This is a genomic window from Halorussus rarus (genome assembly GCF_003369835.1).
Classification (GTDB): Archaea; Halobacteriota; Halobacteria; order Halobacteriales; family Haladaptataceae; genus Halorussus; species Halorussus rarus.
Genome location: NZ_QPMJ01000001.1, coordinates 1,445,557 through 1,459,326, shown reverse-complemented (window position 1 = coordinate 1,459,326; position 13,770 = coordinate 1,445,557). Strand labels below are relative to the sequence as shown.

Here is a 13,770-nt window from a genome sequence, read left to right as displayed (position 1 = left end):
TACGTCGAATGTAAGGTTCGCTCACGCGGGCGAAGCGGTCGACCTGCCGCGTTCGGTTGATTCGGTCCCGACGTGCCCTCCGGTCGCGATGCGTCAATCGGTCGTTTCGGTCGCGACCCGTTTCCGAACCGGTTCGGCCCCGACGCCATCTTCTCGCGTTCCACTGCGACGCGCTACAGCGGTCGCTACCGGTGCGTGTCGCGCTCGAACGTCTCTGGACCGAACTGGTTCCGCGCTTACGGCTCGACGGCGGTCGACTCGCTCCGCAGCCCGCGGCCGGTGGTTGCGCCGCTCACCGCGTCGGTATTCGGCTCGTCACCCCTCGTTCTTCTCGTCCATCTCCTCGCCCCCGGCGTCGGTGGCGAGGATGACCTCGAACGGCGTGTCGGCCGGCTCGTCGTCGGGCGAGAGGTACCCGGCCGCGACGGCCGAGTAGACCGCGCCGCCCTTCAGCGAGACGTCGACGGTGGTCACGACCTCGCCGTCGTCGTCCTCGGTCGCCGGCCGGATCTCGAGCTCGTAGTCGCCCGCCGGGACGGTGACGTAGTCGGTCGCGTTGGCGAACGAGACGTTGTCGTACAGCACGGTGTCGGTCCCCGCGACCGTCACGTCGACCGCCGGCGCGTCGGGCGACGCGTGGACGAGGCGGACCGACGCGTTCTCCTCGCTCGGCTTCTCGAAGTCGTCGACGAAGACGGCCGGACGGAACGTGTCCTCCGAGACCTCGCCGATGGCCGCGACGGTGTACATCGTCCCGGCCTCCACCGAGACGCTGCCCTCGAAGACGACCGCGTCGTCCTCCGCGGTCTGTATCGTCACCTCGCGGTCGCCGGACGGCACCTGCAGGTACTTGCTCACGGTGCCGAACTCGACTCCTTCGAGGACGGCGTCGCCGTCCACGAGCACGTCCACCGCGGGCGCGTCCGGCGACAGGTGCGCGACCCTGACCTGTCCGGCACCCGAGTCGGCGGCACCGGTGGTTGCGACTCCTGTCCCCACGAACCCCGTCATCACCAGCACGGCGACTGCGAGCGTCGCCGTTCGCCGCGTCCGTCTTGTTATTCTTTCCCGCATGCTGCGGCCGGGCCTCAGGACGAAGGGTCCATAAATGCCCCGACGCTTCACAGCGAAATCCGACGTAGAGTTCTCGAAAAGGCCGATTACGAGGTTCGGCCTCGACCCCCGCCGGCCGAGCAAGATACCGATTCCCGCACGGAGAATGCCGGTGCTAACGGCGCAGTAACGGTTGGCGGATTTACAACACGGCGGGTGCCTCGCCGCGCTGACCCTCCCTCGAACGCGGACCGGCCGGCGACGCGAAACCGGGTCCGACATCGGAAGGAACGCTTTTCGGCGTGCCGGGCGTACCGCCTCGACATGGGACTCGACGTGGCGGTTCCGGACCCGCCCGAACTGGCCGAGGGGACTGACATGCAGGAGTACGACGACGTCGAAGTGCAGGGCGACACCGACTACCGCCGCGGGGAACTCGAGGAGTTCCTGCGGGAGGGCGCGTGGGACGAGGCCTTCGGCGAGTGGGCCGAGCACACCGACCTCGACGAGCCGGAGTTCGAGGTGGCCCGCGAGCTCGACCTGTTCCGCGAGTTCGACTTCTTCTGGGACGACTTCGCCGACCGCGTCGGCTACCACGCGCCGGGCATCCCCGAGGACTGGAAGGAGCGGGACTACCACCCGGACCTCGACTCGTGGAACGCGGTCTCGGGCATCAACGCCGCGATGACCGAACTCGGCCAGGTCGTCTGCGACGTGCTGGAGACCGACTACATCGACTGGGAGGCCGACTACGAGGCGCCCGACGACCTGCCGGACTTCGAGACCTGAGTCGGCGGACCGAGCGCGAGGGAGTCCATCGGCCGGTCCGACCGCTCAGTCGTCTTCGGGGACCGCGAGGCTGACCGCCCGGGAGCGCTCGGCGTCGGTCGAGACGACGCACTCCCACTCGGCGTCGCCCGTCGCCCGGAGGTCCGACACCGCGACCGCGGCGTCGGGGAGCCGCCGGTAGAGTTCGACCGCGAGCGGGAGGGTCGGCACCCGACCGTCGGGGCTCTCGAAGGCGTACCCCTCGACCGTGACGGCCCACGAGCGGCCGGCGGTGGCCTCGCCGGTGCGGGAGGAGTCCTCCGCACGCCCGTCGTTCGGCGCGACCGCGTAGTCGCCCACCAGCGAGAGGCCGTCGAGCCGGGCCAGCGTCGCCTCCATCGGGTCGCCGAGGTATCGATCGGCGATACCTCGTGCTCCCATTTTCGCTCCGCGAAAAGTGGGACCGCCGGGGGCCGACGTCGCGCCGAGTCGCTCGGCGGCCGCCCGGAGCACCTCCGCCTGGCGGTCGGGGTCGAGCCGGGCGTCGATCTCGGTCGCCATCGTCGAGAGCAACACCAGGCAGAGCTCGTCGGCGTCGGTCACCGACTCGGCGGAGTGGAGGTACGCCTCCATCGCCCCGCGCTCGACGTCGGTCTCGCCGAGCGCCGAGAGCGACTCGAACACCGCGGCGGCCACGTCGTGGCAGAAGTCCGAGGCGGTGGGCGACTCGGGAGGATGGTCGACCACCGGTACCGGGTCGAGCGGCCCGGCCGCGCCCGGCGACTCCGAGACCACCAGGTCGTAGTGCGGGAGCCGGGGGTCGTAGCGCCGGAGCTCCGCCCGGTACTCCGCGGCCAGCTCGGCGGCCTCGACCGCCGCCTCCCGGGACGGGAATCGCTTGCCCGACACCGGGACCGGCCGCTCGCCGGTCCGTGCGCAGTTCACGTAGTAGCGTCCGTCGTCGTCGTGGCGGTCCGCGATGCGCTCGCGCAGGTCCCGCAGGGTTCCACCGACCATTTTAGGTTGGCCTAAAACACCGTCCGACAAGTAAATTCCGGTTCCGGAACACCCAGAAGCTACCGATCCCCGGACGTAGAGTCCTCGTATCCTGTCTGTAACTGACCCAATCTGTTCTGGCTGTCGGGCGAATGGGGGTAGAAGAGAGAAGACCCATATACCCGGCATCGCTGCGTCGGCACGAACGGAGATGCCGCCCGGCTACGTCTTTCCCCTCGCCATCGGCGCCGTCGTCTACCTCTTCGCGGAGGACGTCGTCACCGCCCGTCGCTTCGGTCCAGTAACGGACGGTGCGCGGTCGAGCGAGACCGGCGGACTCGCGTTCCGCATCCTCGGACTCCTGGTGGTCGGCGTCGGAGTCCTGGAGTTCGCCCGACCCGTACTCTCGCTGTAGTCGCGCTGAACTCACGGCCCGCAGTTCCTATTGCCGGCTACTGCTGTGCTGCGGACCGTCATTCCGGGGAATCTCGCGCTCGACGGGATAGCGCTCGGGGACGCCGAATCCGGCGCCGGTCAGCGTCTCGCGGGCCGAAGCTACCGCCCGAACCCACTCGCGGCCGCGCTCGGTCCGGCCGCGCGCGGCGTACCGGACGGGCGCTCCGGTGACGGTCCGGTCGTCGAGAGCCACGCTCGCCCGGGCGTACTCGTCGACGCGGTCGGGGTCCGAGAAGTCGACGGCGTCGGGGAGGTCGACGTACGGCAGGTCGTGCTCGACCGCCATGTTCCTGTAGGCGAACGCGGCGTCGACGCCGCCGGCCTCCAGCGTCCGGAGCAGTCCCGTCTCCGGGAAGACGCTGATCCGGGCGAGCACCGCCTCGGCGTCGACGTCGTCAGCGAGGCGAAGCGCCATCACCGTCCGATAGCCTAGCGGGTCGCGCTCGGGGTCGGTCCGGCCGAGCGCGAGGCTCTCGTCGGCGAGGAGTCCGCGCCAGTCGTCGGCCTCGTCGGGGGCGTAGTCGGCCGCCGGGGAGTCGGGCGCGACCGCGATGACCAGGGCGTTGGTGGCGAAGCAGGTCGCGCGCTCGGACAGGCCGGCGAACAGGCCGGGGTCGGCCAGCGCGACGGCGTCCGGGTCGCGCAGGCCGTCGGCGAGCAGGCGCCGGCAGGCGACGCTGCCGTGGGCCTCGACGCTGACGTCGCCGATTTCACCGGCGACGCCCTGGAGACTGCCCGCCACGAGGACGTTCGCTGCGGCGCCGGGGTCGTTCGCGCCCGTCCCCGACCGGGCGACGAGCGCGCCGGCGCCCGCCGCGCTCCCGAGCGCGAGCAGGCCCGCGCCGCGCCGGAGGAAATCGCGTCGACTCGACACGAGTGTAACTACAATACCCTTCGTGAAAATAATACCGTAACGAGTTTCGGTTACTCGGTCGGTCGCTTCCGTCGTCGAACGCTCCCCCGGATTCAAGGTGGCCAGCGTCGAGTGGCAGGTATGGTTTCCGAGGGGGAGATAGCGGTCGTCCACTTCACGGGGCGGGTCGCGGAGGGCGAGGACGCCGGAGCGGTGTTCGACACCACCCAGGAGGACGTGGCCCGGGAGGCGGGCGTCTACCACGACCACCGCGACTACGAACCGGTCGCGTTTCGGGTCGGCGAGCGACGGACGGTTCCGGGACTCGACGAGGCGGTCCGGGAGATGGCGGTCGGAGAGGAGCGCACGGTCGAACTCGAACCGGCGCGCGCGTTCGGCGAGCGCGACGAGGGCCAGGTGGTCGAACTGCCCCGCCGCGATCTCGAAGCGAGAGACGGCGCGACGCCGGCGCCGGGCCGACTCGTCGAGACCGAGGACGGCGCGACGGGGTGGGTCACGCGGGTCGACGGCGAGGCGGTCGCGGTCGACTTCAACCACGAACTCGCCGGACTCGCCGTCGAGTTCGACGTGACCCTGGTCGACGTCCGCGGCGGCGACTGACGAGCTTGGCGGAGTCCTCGCAGCGAGCGCCCACCGCGTCGGCGCGCGGACCGTCTCTCTCGTCCCCTCGTCCGACTCCCTGGCGGACCGGGCATCGGTTGCCGGTTCGGTGTGTCGGCGGCCCGGCCCGGGACACCGGCAATCTCTGATGCAGGGGCGGAGTTTATCTATCCGTGCGTCCATCTCCCACCAATGGCCGAGCTGGACCCCCCGAGCGAGCGACAGTGCCTGCTGTGCGGCCGACGCGACGTCTGGAGCGACGACGACCGCAACTGGCAGATACGGAGCGAGGACGAATCGGGCGAGCCGTTCTGCATCCACGAGTGGGACATCAACGGCGCGTACCGGCCGATCCGGGACTAGGCGGCCCGCCGCCGTCCCCGACGGAGGGCCACAACCGCTCTTGCTCCGAGTCGGCTGGTTCACTCGTATGCACAGACGACGCGTCCTCGCGCTCGGACTCGCCGTTCTCCTCGTTCTGGGCGGCGCCAGCGCACCGATAGCCGCGGTCGGAGCATTGTCGCCGGCGACCGCCACAGACCACGCGAACCGACCCGCAAACCAGTCCACCACGCAGACGCAGGGCGGAAACGCGACGCGCTCGACGCTCGACGCGATGGAGGTCGTCCAGAACCAGACGAACGGGACCGTGGTCGGCGTCCGGCGCAGAACACAGGGCCGGAACGGAACGATCGAGACGCTCTCGTACGTGGTGTTCGTGCTGGAGGGCAACGAGTCGGCGGAGAACGCCGACGGGAGCGGGGTCACGATACTGGTCGCAGCGCGGAAGGACCAGGGCGGCATCATCTCGGTCGAACGCAACGACGGCTGACCCGGGCCTCGACCTCCAGCGAGTCGGTCACCTCGACCAGCTCGCCCCCGAACCTTCAAACCCGAGGAGGGGACAATCCCGCCCCATGTTAGCCGTCGCCGGCGGGAAGGGCGGAGCCGGAAAGACGACCACGACGCTCGGGCTCGCGGGGGCGCTCGTCCGCCAGCGACGGACCGCCCTCGCCGCGGACGCCGACCGCGAGATGCCGGACCTCCACGCGATGGCGGGCGTCGCCCGCGACCCGGGTCTCGACGCGGTGGCCGCGGGGTGGCCCGCCCGGCTGGTCGCCGGCACCGCGGACCCGCCGCCGTCCGGCGTCGAGGTGCTTCCGGCGGCGAGTGGACCGCCCAGCGCGCGCCGGAATCGGGCCGACGCCGGAGGGGTGCTCGCCCGACTCCGCGGGACCGCCGACGCGGTCCTGCTCGACTGTCCGGCCGGGGCGGGGCCGGACGCGGTCGCACCGCTCCGAGCCGCCGACGCCGCGGTGGTCGTGACCACGCCCGAACCCGCCTGCCTGCGCGACGCCGCCAAGACCGCCGCGATGGCCCGGGAACTCGACACGCCGGTCGCCGGCGCGGTCGTCTCGCGGGGAGAAGTCCCGCCGGAAGGAATCGAGCGCCTGCTCGACTGCCCGGTGCTCGGCGTCGTGCCCGGGGCTGGAGATTCGTCGGACAACGGAGGCCGGTCATCCGGCGCGGAACCGCTTGCCGACGGCGGAGTGCGGGCGGCGTACGACCGGCTCGTGTCAGCGCTCCAGCCCAAATACTTATGAATTCAGGGCGGAAAACCGTGCAAATACGTGTCACGGCGCCTCTCGACGGGGATCGACGTGTTAGACCGCAAACTGGACGGCGGCCTCCCGACCGGGAGCATCGTCGCGCTCTCGGCGCCGCCGGCGAGCCAGGCCGAGCTGCTGCTCTACGAGTTCACGTCGGCCCGCCAGACGCTCTACCTCTCGACCGACCGCGACGAGTCCGCGGTGTCCGAGGCCCTGGAGCGCGCGCCGGGACGCACCGGTTCCCCGGACGTCCGCCGCGTGGAGGGCGACGCGCCGCTGGACCACTCCCAGCGGCTCTTCCGACGGCTGCCCGAGGACTCGAATCTGGTGGTCGACTCGGTCGACCTGCTGGAGCGCCAGGGCGACGGCCGGTACCGCAACTTCCTCAACGACCTCCAGAACCACCTCCACAACACCGAGGGGGTCGCGATCCTCCACTGCCTCGACGGCCGGTCGGTGCCCGACGCCCGGGACGTGACCGAGCACGTCGCCGACGTGGTGTTCCAGCTCCACACCGAGTACTCCGGCGACACGGTCGAGACTCGGCTGGCGGTGCCGAAGTTCCGCGGCGGGCGGGCGCTCCCCGAGACCATCAAGCTCGAACTCGCCGAATCGGTCCGCATCGACACGAGCCGCGACATCGCGTGAGTGCGTGCGACGGTCGCTTTCCGTACTCGAAGACCGTCCGCAATCGTCGACGTAGTCCGACAGTCCAACGGCGATGCTCGGCACTACAGTCCAGGTTCGGGTGGATGAAAGGGGCCGACCGCTCGCGGGCCGGAGGCCCGTGGTCGTCTGACCGACCCCTATCCGGAGCGAACGCAGGGGGCGGAGGGTATGTCGGTCAGCGACCGCGAGCGGTCGGGGCTTTCTCAGTAGTTCCTTCTACTCGGACAGCCTCTGGTGCTACCTCGCAGTCGGTTAGTCGCATCCACATCGCGCCGAGCAGAGACTGAGAATTTAAGTCCTCTCGACGACCCATCGAAGACAGCCCGCCATGCAGACGATAGACGAGGTCCACATCGCCCCGCTCGGCTTCGAGCACGACCGCATCGTCGGTCCGGCCCGGAGGCACAACGTCGACGTGCTCTACCTCCTCGAACACGACGACCCCGGCGCCGGTCCCGACTTCCACGACGACCTCCGGTCGGACCTGGCCGATCTCCCTGTCGCGGTCCGGACCCGGAGCGTGGACGTCTTCGACATCTACGACGTGCTGGGGGTCGTGACCACGCTGACCGCCGACCACGCCGACGACATCGTCCGGGTGAACGTCTCGACCGGGTCGAAGCTCGCGGCGGTCGGTGCGGCCATCGCGTGCATGGCCACCGACGCGACCGCCTACTACGTCCACCCCGAGGAGTATCCCGACGACGACCGGCGCCACAGCACCGGCTACGAGGGCGACGAGGTGCTGCCGTCGTACCCCATCGAGTCGCCGACGACCGACCAGGTCGCGGTGATGGACTTCCTCGCCGACGCGAACTCGGCGGTCCGGACCGTCAAGAAGAAGGACATCATCGAGTACGCCGAGGAGGAGGACCTGGCGTTCGTCACCGACAACGAACCGGCCAACGACAAGGCGAAGTTCGCGCTCCTCAACGCCAACGTCGTCGACCCGCTGCTCGAGGACGGCTACATCGCGGTCGAGGACGTCGGCCGCCGCAAGCAGGTGACGCTCACCGACACCGGCGCGGACGCGCTCCGGGCGTTCCGCCACAAGCTGCGCGACCGCTGAGGTGTTCTCTCCGGAACCGACCGAACTCGCCGCCGGTACAGGCGGTTCCGATAGTATAGATAGTTCTGATACTATCTTTGGTAGATATAGTATAGACAGTAAGCTAATAGAGTTGAATACGGCCGACGGACCAGATGAAACTGGAGGTCGCGAGACCTCCACACCGCCGCCCGGTCCCCCGCGCCTTCCGCCCTCCCACCCAGTCAGGTCCGTCCTACGGTCCCCGCCGGGCCTCCCGCGGCCCGCGTTCGCCCTCCCTCGCGCGGCGTCCCGCGCCGCGTCCGTCGGCAGTCCCCGCTGACGCCGTCCGCTCCCGTTCGGCCCTCCCTCGCCGAACTACTCGCCCTTTCGAGCCGCCACCACCGGGTTTCCCACTCGTCGAATCTCGGTTTCGGGTGTCGCTCGCGCGCGAACCGTCGCTCGTTCAGCGCGAGCAGCCACGGCCGCCGCGCCACCGAGACAGCCTCCAGACCGTCGCACGACGTCCGGCCGCGGCGCTGGCCGGGAGAAAGAACGCAGGAACGAGTCGAGGTTACTCCTCGGTCGCTTCGGCTTCTTCGAGCTCTTCGACGATCTCGTCCTCGTCGACGTCGGCGTCTTCGAGCGCCTCCTCGAGGTCCGCGCCGCCCATGCCGCCGCCCATCATGCCGCCCATCGGGCCCATGCCGCCGCCCTCGATGGTCTCCTGGACGATGACGCGGTCCAGCCCGAGCTGGTCCATCACGTTCTGGGCGATCTGCTGCTTCTGGAACATCCACTGCTGGTTCATCGCCAGCTGGGGCGTGCTCTCGATGTAGAGCGTCTCCTTCTCGACGGTCTCGGTCTCCGTCTCGGGTTCGGCGTCCTCGTCGTCCTCGTCGGGTTCGACGACCGTCTCCTCCTCGACCTCGTCGGTCTGGATCCACATCTCGAGGTCGGCGTCGATGTACATCGAGATGAGCCCCTGGGCCTTCTCGACCTGGTCGTCGACCTCGCCGACGATCTCGTAGTCGTACTCGATGTCCTCGCCGGCGAGCGGGTGGTTGAAGTCGACGCGCGCGCGGCCGCCGATGATAGTCTCGACGTGGCCGTGCTGGCCGTCGACGTCGACGTGCGCGCCGGGGTAGCGCTCGTCTTCCGGAATCTTGTCGGCGCTGACGGTCCGGACCTCGTCGGCGTCGTACTCGCCGAACGCCTCCTCGGCGGGGATGGTCGTCTCGCCGGAGTGGCCGACCTCCTGGCCGACGATGTCGTCCTCGACGCTCTCGAAGATGTGGCCCTCGCCGAGCACGATGACGCGCGGCTCGAACTCTCGTTCCTCCTCGTCGAGACCCTCCTCCTCGGCGACCTCGGGGTCGGTCGTGTCGACGATGTTGCCGTCCTCGACGGTGCGGGCCGTGTAGTCGAGGCGGACGAAGTCCCCCTCCTGGAGTCCCTCGTTGGCCTCGTCTTCGACTTCTGCTTGCTCTTCGTCGTCGGCCGCTTCGGCCTCTTGTTCTTCACTCATACCCGAAACGTCGCTCGTTCGCCCCTTAAGAATCACGTTTCGTGTTTCTGACGGTGTTGGCCCGAATCCGGCGCCGGCGTCGGCTGACGGCCCGTAGTGCGTCAAGACGCACGCGCGGGCGGTTCGGCGGGCGTCCCGGTTCGATTCGGCGGACGGCTCCTTTCGAAATGGTTTAAAGTCGCGCACGGGAAAGACAGGGTATGAGTCAAGCCGAACAGACGCAGGCGCGACGATGCGTCTCCTGCGGGATCAACATCTCCGGGACCAACGCGGCGTCGTTCAAGTGCCCCGAGTGCGGCCAGCAGATCTACCGCTGCGCGAAGTGCCGCAAGCAGAGCAACCTCTACGAGTGCCCCGACTGCGGGTTCATGGGACCGTAACCATGGGGAAGGTAGCAGCCAAGATCAAGGTGATGCCGCAGAGCCCCGAAATCGACCTCGACGAGCTTCAGGACAAGCTCGAGGACTCCCTCCCCGAGGGCGCGAAGATAAACGGCTTCGAGCGCGACGACGTCGCGTTCGGGCTGGTCGCGCTGCTCCCCACCGTCATCGTCCCGGACGACACCGGCGGGACCGAGGCGGTCGAGGAGAACTTCTCGAACGTCGAGGGCGTCGAGAGCGTCGAAGTCGAGAACGTCGGCCGCATCTGACGCCGCCGATTCGGTTCGCGCCGATTCTCGCCGTTTTCGTCTCGGAACCTTATCGCGGAGACGGTGGTCCGTGTTCGCCGATGAACGCGGTTTCCCGCTCGATCTCGTTTTCATTCGGTTCGGCCGGACCGAGTCCTAACTGACGAATGTCCGACTGTCACGGAAGCAATTGCCGCCGCCACGAATCCCACAGACAGTCGTGAGCGAGCCCGATAGCGGCCGTTTCGGATTCTTATCCGAAAGTGAGGAAAGGGCCGCGTCCGTACCGCCGCGTATGAGCGCGACAGTCGGCGTGTCGGACTCGGCGTCGGGCGGCCGGGCCCTCGGTCCGCGGCTCTCGGCCGTCGCCCGCGCCGGAACCCTCGGATTCGGGGTGGCTCTGGTCCTCGTGACGGCCGGGCTGCTGACCGCCGCCCGGCCCGTGGGTTACCTGGAGTGGATACGGCTCCCGGCGACGCTGCCGGTCGACCAGCCCAGACTCGGCCACTACCCCGCGAGCACGACCGTCGGGCTGTGGCTCTGGGAGGTGACGTTCCCGCTCGCGGTGCTCGGGCTCTACGACCGCACGGCCGGCGGTCCGGTCCTGCGGCGGCGACTGCTCGTCGGGCTCCCGGCGGCGTACATGCTCGGGTTCGCCGCGTACTGCCGGTTCGTCTACCTGCCACGGGTCCAGCCGACGCCGGTAGAGCCGGCAGTCACCGCGGTCTGCTACGCCTTCTGCACCACCGGGGTCGGCCTGTTCGGTGCCGCGACCATCGCGGTCGGGTTCCTGGGCGTCCTCTCGTGGCTCGGCCTCCGGCGCAGCAGCGGTCGCGGCTCGGCACTCGCGACGCTCGCGTTCGGCGTCCTGTCGCTGCCGCTCGGCGCGCCCGCGGTCTACGCGGGCTATCGCGCGCTCCGGAACTGAGAGGCCGGCGAGAAATCTCGGCCGGACCGCGCTGTTCCCCTCAGACGCCCGACCCGGCCGGCGCGTCCGGCAGGTCGTACTTCTCGACGTCCATGCCGAGTTCGTCGAGCGCGGTCTCGATGTGGCGCTCCTCGGCGAAGTCGGCGCCGTCCTCCTCCCGGATGCGCTGGGCGACCGCCAGCACCTCGCCCCGGCGGTCGTCGGGGATGGCCCACTTGTCGGTCGAGAGCTCGATGACCAGGCCGTTGTGGTCCTGGGTGTACAGCGAGTGGAAGATTCCCCGGTCGAACTCGTTGTAGCCGCGCCACTCCTCCTCTAAGGTCTCGCGGATCTCGACGAACTCATCGGGGTCGATGCTGAAGCAGAGGTGGTGGACCCCGCCGACGCCCGTGCGCTGGGGCCGGGGGTCCGAGTCGCGGTCGTCGTTCACGAAGAACGTGACGATGCGGCCGTCGCCCGAGTCGAAGAACAGGTGGGTCTGGGACGGGTCGTCGAGGTTCGGCTGGCGGAGCACGAGCGGCATCCCCAGGATGTCGCGGTAGAACTCGATGGTCTCCTCGGCGTTGCTCCCGATGAGCGTGACGTGGTCGGTTCCGGTGGTGTGCATCGGGCTGTCGGGCAGGTCGGACGTGACCTCGAAGTCGTCCGCGGGTCGTCGGTTCGCCATGACCGAGGGTAGTCGGTCGGCGACCATAGGTCTCAGGTTACACTCGTGCCACCGGGTTACGCTGGCGTGCGAAGAGAACGGAGTTCCGGGACTACTCCGGACCGCTATTCGAGCGCCGCCTCGAACGCCGTTTCCAGGTCGCGCTTCAGGTCCGCGACGTTCTCGATGCCGACGCTCGCCCGGATCAGCCCGTCGGTGAGCCCCGCGGCTTCACGCTCCTCGCGCGGGATGGCGGCGTGGGTCATCGTCGCGGGCTGCTCGATGAGGCTCTCGACCCCGCCCAGGCTCTCGGCCAGGGTGAACACCTCCGTCTCGCTCACCGCGTCGGCGGCTTCTTCGAGGCTCGCGTCGAGTTCGAAGCTGACCATCCCGCCGAAGTCGTCCATCTGCTCGGCCGCGAGGTCGTGGTCAGGGTGCGATTCGAGCCCGGGGTAGTAGACGCGGTCGACGTCCTCGTGGTCCTGCAGCCACGTCGCCAGTGCGCGGGCGTTCTCGCAGTGGCGGTCCATCCGGACCGGCAGGGTCTTTGTCCCCCGGAGGACGAGGAAGCACTCGTGTGGGCCGGGCGTCGCGCCGACGCTGTTCTGGTAGAAGCCGAACCGGTCGTCGAGCTCCTCGTCGCTCGTCACGAGCGCGCCGCCGACCACGTCGGAGTGGCCGCCCATGTACTTCGTGAGCGAGTGGGCCACGAGGTCCGCGCCGAGCGAGAGGGGACGCTGAAGGTACGGCGTCGCGAAGGTGTTGTCCACCGCGCAGAGCGCGTCGACCTCGTGAGCGATGTCGGCGGTGGCCTCGATGTCGACGACGTTCAGGAGCGGGTTGGTCGGCGTCTCGACCCAGACGAGTTCGGTGTCCGCGTCTACGGCGGCCCGGGTCTCGTCGAGGTCGGTCATGTCGACGAAGTCGAACTCGAGGTCGTACTGCTCGTAGACCTGGGTGAAGATGCGGTGGGTCCCGCCGTAGACGTCCTCGCTGGCGACGACGTGGTCGCCCGACTCCAGCAGGTTCAGCACCGTGTTTATCGCGCCCATCCCGCTGGAGAACGCCCGGCCGTACTCCCCGCCCTCGAGGCTGGCGACGTTGGCCTCCAGGTCGGTCCGCGTGGGGTTGCCCGTCCGGGAGTACTCGTACCCCCGGTGGTCGCCCGGCGCGTCCTGCTCGTACGTCGAGTTGGCGTGGATCGGGGTCATGAGCGCCCCGGTCTCCTCGTCGGGCTCCTGGCCGGCGTGTATCGAGCGCGTCTCGAAGCGGAACTGCTCGTCGTCGGTCATGTGAGAAGCGACGGACGGGCGGCAGGTTACTCTTGCCCTTCGGGCGCGACCCGCCGAGGCCTCCTGAAAACGAGTCTCCTCGCCTCCCTCACCGCGTCACTCGGAGGCGGCGACGGTCCCGCGCGACTCCTGGCTCTCGCCCTTCCAGTACCACGCCGCGACGTTGATCGCGACGCCGAGGATGAGCAGCCCCCAGGTCGCCCACCACGACTGGTACCAGAGCACGTCCATGTAGACGATGGGGCCCTTGACCAGGGGCCAGAGCGGTTCGATCCGGGTCGACGCGTCGGGGGCCGACAGCATGTCGGCGAAGATGTGGGCGAGGCCCGACACCCAGACCGCGATGAAGCCCATCGCGTAGGCGTGGCGCTCGGCCTCCGGCGAGAACCAGTCGTCACCGCTCCCTGCCTCCTTCAGCACCCAGCCGAGTATCGGGCCGATGATGGCCGCCATGATGGTGACCAGCAGTACGGTGTGGAACACCCCGTGGTGGTGAATGCCCGCGAACCACTTCGAGAGGTAGAGGTCCACGTCCGGTAACATCCCGAACCAGAAGCCGGCCCCCACGAACGCGGCGGCCGTCTTCCGGCGGTCGATGAAGTACCACGCCGGTGCGAGCCATATCAGCGCCATTCCGAGGTGTCCGAGTACGTCGACCATGTGTGTACGATTCAGTGCCGGCGCGTGCATAGACC

Annotated in this window: 18 protein-coding genes; 11 read left to right on the top strand and 7 right to left on the bottom strand. The window is 69.2% G+C overall.

Features of this window, described 5'->3' with window-relative positions; all coding sequences use genetic code 11:
* Nucleotides 1-315: 315 nt before the first annotated feature.
* Nucleotides 316-1,074, bottom strand: coding sequence for a DUF4397 domain-containing protein (locus tag DVR07_RS07005; RefSeq protein ID WP_115796018.1), 759 nt, complete (start codon nt 1,072-1,074; stop codon nt 316-318).
* A gap of 303 nt (nt 1,075-1,377) precedes the next feature.
* Here DVR07_RS07005 and DVR07_RS07000 point away from each other — a divergent pair, with 303 nt between their 5' ends.
* Nucleotides 1,378-1,842, top strand: a complete 465-nt coding sequence (locus DVR07_RS07000) for a hypothetical protein (RefSeq protein WP_115796017.1) — start codon at nt 1,378-1,380, stop codon at nt 1,840-1,842.
* Between the two features lie 45 nt (nt 1,843-1,887).
* Here the strand turns inward: DVR07_RS07000 and DVR07_RS06995 are convergent, their stop codons facing one another.
* Nucleotides 1,888-2,838, bottom strand: coding sequence for a DUF7551 domain-containing protein (locus tag DVR07_RS06995; RefSeq protein WP_115796016.1), 951 nt, complete (start codon nt 2,836-2,838; stop codon nt 1,888-1,890).
* Between the two features lie 190 nt (nt 2,839-3,028).
* On the opposite strand from DVR07_RS06995, the gene DVR07_RS06990 reads away from it, so the two are divergent.
* On the top strand, nt 3,029-3,232 hold the full coding sequence (locus tag DVR07_RS06990) for a hypothetical protein (protein WP_115796015.1): 204 nt from the start codon (nt 3,029-3,031) through the stop codon (nt 3,230-3,232).
* Between the two features lie 27 nt (nt 3,233-3,259).
* Here the strand turns inward: DVR07_RS06990 and DVR07_RS06985 are convergent, their stop codons facing one another.
* Nucleotides 3,260-4,147, bottom strand: a complete 888-nt coding sequence (locus tag DVR07_RS06985; protein WP_205254494.1) for an extracellular solute-binding protein — start codon at nt 4,145-4,147, stop codon at nt 3,260-3,262.
* Between the two features lie 120 nt (nt 4,148-4,267).
* Between DVR07_RS06985 and DVR07_RS06980 the strand changes: the two genes are divergently transcribed.
* The 6 genes from DVR07_RS06980 (at nt 4,268) to DVR07_RS06960 (ending at nt 8,095) form a co-directional block, all read left to right on the top strand.
* A complete protein-coding gene (locus tag DVR07_RS06980) occupies nt 4,268-4,747 on the top strand; it encodes an FKBP-type peptidyl-prolyl cis-trans isomerase (RefSeq protein ID WP_115796014.1) in 480 nt (159 codons plus the stop codon).
* Between the two features lie 192 nt (nt 4,748-4,939).
* A complete protein-coding gene (locus tag DVR07_RS22035) occupies nt 4,940-5,110 on the top strand; it encodes an HEWD family protein (RefSeq protein ID WP_165881737.1) in 171 nt (56 codons plus the stop codon).
* A gap of 67 nt (nt 5,111-5,177) precedes the next feature.
* Nucleotides 5,178-5,579 (top strand): hypothetical protein, encoded by a 402-nt coding sequence (locus tag DVR07_RS06975; RefSeq protein WP_115796013.1) that lies wholly within the window; start codon nt 5,178-5,180, stop codon nt 5,577-5,579.
* Nucleotides 5,580-5,664: 85 nt separating this feature from the next.
* Nucleotides 5,665-6,351, top strand: coding sequence for a MinD/ParA family ATP-binding protein (locus DVR07_RS06970; RefSeq protein ID WP_115796012.1), 687 nt, complete (start codon nt 5,665-5,667; stop codon nt 6,349-6,351).
* 27 nt (nt 6,352-6,378) lie between these two features.
* The gene (locus tag DVR07_RS06965) at nt 6,379-7,005 is read left to right on the top strand and encodes an RAD55 family ATPase (RefSeq protein ID WP_115796011.1); all 627 of its coding nucleotides are present in this window, start codon (nt 6,379-6,381) and stop codon (nt 7,003-7,005) included.
* 349 nt (nt 7,006-7,354) lie between these two features.
* Nucleotides 7,355-8,095 carry an HFX_2341 family transcriptional regulator domain-containing protein gene (locus tag DVR07_RS06960; RefSeq protein WP_115796010.1) on the top strand — a complete coding sequence of 247 codons (741 nt, stop codon included), beginning with the start codon at nt 7,355-7,357 and terminating at the stop codon, nt 8,093-8,095.
* A 532-nt stretch (nt 8,096-8,627) separates the two neighbouring features.
* Here the strand turns inward: DVR07_RS06960 and DVR07_RS06955 are convergent.
* Nucleotides 8,628-9,581, bottom strand: a complete 954-nt coding sequence (locus DVR07_RS06955; protein WP_115796009.1) for an FKBP-type peptidyl-prolyl cis-trans isomerase — start codon at nt 9,579-9,581, stop codon at nt 8,628-8,630.
* A 200-nt stretch (nt 9,582-9,781) separates the two neighbouring features.
* Here DVR07_RS06955 and DVR07_RS06950 point away from each other — a divergent pair, with 200 nt between their 5' ends.
* From DVR07_RS06950 to DVR07_RS06940, 3 genes are all read left to right on the top strand, one after another.
* The gene (locus DVR07_RS06950; RefSeq protein WP_115796008.1) at nt 9,782-9,961 is read left to right on the top strand and encodes an HVO_2753 family zinc finger protein; all 180 of its coding nucleotides are present in this window, start codon (nt 9,782-9,784) and stop codon (nt 9,959-9,961) included.
* Nucleotides 9,962-9,963: 2 nt separating this feature from the next.
* The gene (locus DVR07_RS06945) at nt 9,964-10,230 is read left to right on the top strand and encodes an elongation factor 1-beta (RefSeq protein ID WP_115796007.1); all 267 of its coding nucleotides are present in this window, start codon (nt 9,964-9,966) and stop codon (nt 10,228-10,230) included.
* Between the two features lie 274 nt (nt 10,231-10,504).
* A complete protein-coding gene (locus DVR07_RS06940) occupies nt 10,505-11,137 on the top strand; it encodes a hypothetical protein (protein ID WP_115796006.1) in 633 nt (210 codons plus the stop codon).
* A 40-nt stretch (nt 11,138-11,177) separates the two neighbouring features.
* On the opposite strand, the gene DVR07_RS06935 is transcribed toward DVR07_RS06940, so the two are convergent.
* From DVR07_RS06935 to DVR07_RS06925, 3 genes are all read right to left on the bottom strand, one after another.
* The gene (locus DVR07_RS06935; RefSeq protein WP_115796324.1) at nt 11,178-11,804 is read right to left on the bottom strand and encodes a VOC family protein; all 627 of its coding nucleotides are present in this window, start codon (nt 11,802-11,804) and stop codon (nt 11,178-11,180) included.
* A 104-nt stretch (nt 11,805-11,908) separates the two neighbouring features.
* Nucleotides 11,909-13,075, bottom strand: coding sequence for a cystathionine gamma-synthase (locus DVR07_RS06930; protein WP_115796005.1), 1,167 nt, complete (start codon nt 13,073-13,075; stop codon nt 11,909-11,911).
* A 96-nt stretch (nt 13,076-13,171) separates the two neighbouring features.
* Nucleotides 13,172-13,735, bottom strand: a complete 564-nt coding sequence (locus DVR07_RS06925) for a metal-dependent hydrolase (protein WP_115796004.1) — start codon at nt 13,733-13,735, stop codon at nt 13,172-13,174.
* Nucleotides 13,736-13,770: the final 35 nt, after the last annotated feature.

Bases quoted from the DNA above. Each gene is read 5' to 3' on its own strand.
- DVR07_RS07005 (WP_115796018.1), bottom strand. From the start codon at position 1,074: ATGCGGGAAAGAATAACAAGACGGACGCGGCGAACGGCGACGCTCGCA.
- DVR07_RS07000 (WP_115796017.1), top strand. From the start codon at position 1,378: ATGGGACTCGACGTGGCGGTTCCGGACCCGCCCGAACTGGCCGAGGGG.
- DVR07_RS06995 (WP_115796016.1), bottom strand. From the start codon at position 2,838: ATGGTCGGTGGAACCCTGCGGGACCTGCGCGAGCGCATCGCGGACCGC.
- DVR07_RS06990 (WP_115796015.1), top strand. From the start codon at position 3,029: ATGCCGCCCGGCTACGTCTTTCCCCTCGCCATCGGCGCCGTCGTCTAC.
- DVR07_RS06980 (WP_115796014.1), top strand. From the start codon at position 4,268: ATGGTTTCCGAGGGGGAGATAGCGGTCGTCCACTTCACGGGGCGGGTC.
- DVR07_RS22035 (WP_165881737.1), top strand. From the start codon at position 4,940: ATGGCCGAGCTGGACCCCCCGAGCGAGCGACAGTGCCTGCTGTGCGGC.
- DVR07_RS06975 (WP_115796013.1), top strand. From the start codon at position 5,178: ATGCACAGACGACGCGTCCTCGCGCTCGGACTCGCCGTTCTCCTCGTT.
- DVR07_RS06970 (WP_115796012.1), top strand. From the start codon at position 5,665: ATGTTAGCCGTCGCCGGCGGGAAGGGCGGAGCCGGAAAGACGACCACG.
- DVR07_RS06960 (WP_115796010.1), top strand. From the start codon at position 7,355: ATGCAGACGATAGACGAGGTCCACATCGCCCCGCTCGGCTTCGAGCAC.
- DVR07_RS06955 (WP_115796009.1), bottom strand. From the start codon at position 9,581: ATGAGTGAAGAACAAGAGGCCGAAGCGGCCGACGACGAAGAGCAAGCA.
- DVR07_RS06950 (WP_115796008.1), top strand. From the start codon at position 9,782: ATGAGTCAAGCCGAACAGACGCAGGCGCGACGATGCGTCTCCTGCGGG.
- DVR07_RS06945 (WP_115796007.1), top strand. From the start codon at position 9,964: ATGGGGAAGGTAGCAGCCAAGATCAAGGTGATGCCGCAGAGCCCCGAA.
- DVR07_RS06940 (WP_115796006.1), top strand. From the start codon at position 10,505: ATGAGCGCGACAGTCGGCGTGTCGGACTCGGCGTCGGGCGGCCGGGCC.
- DVR07_RS06935 (WP_115796324.1), bottom strand. From the start codon at position 11,804: ATGGCGAACCGACGACCCGCGGACGACTTCGAGGTCACGTCCGACCTG.
- DVR07_RS06930 (WP_115796005.1), bottom strand. From the start codon at position 13,075: ATGACCGACGACGAGCAGTTCCGCTTCGAGACGCGCTCGATACACGCC.
- DVR07_RS06925 (WP_115796004.1), bottom strand. From the start codon at position 13,735: ATGGTCGACGTACTCGGACACCTCGGAATGGCGCTGATATGGCTCGCA.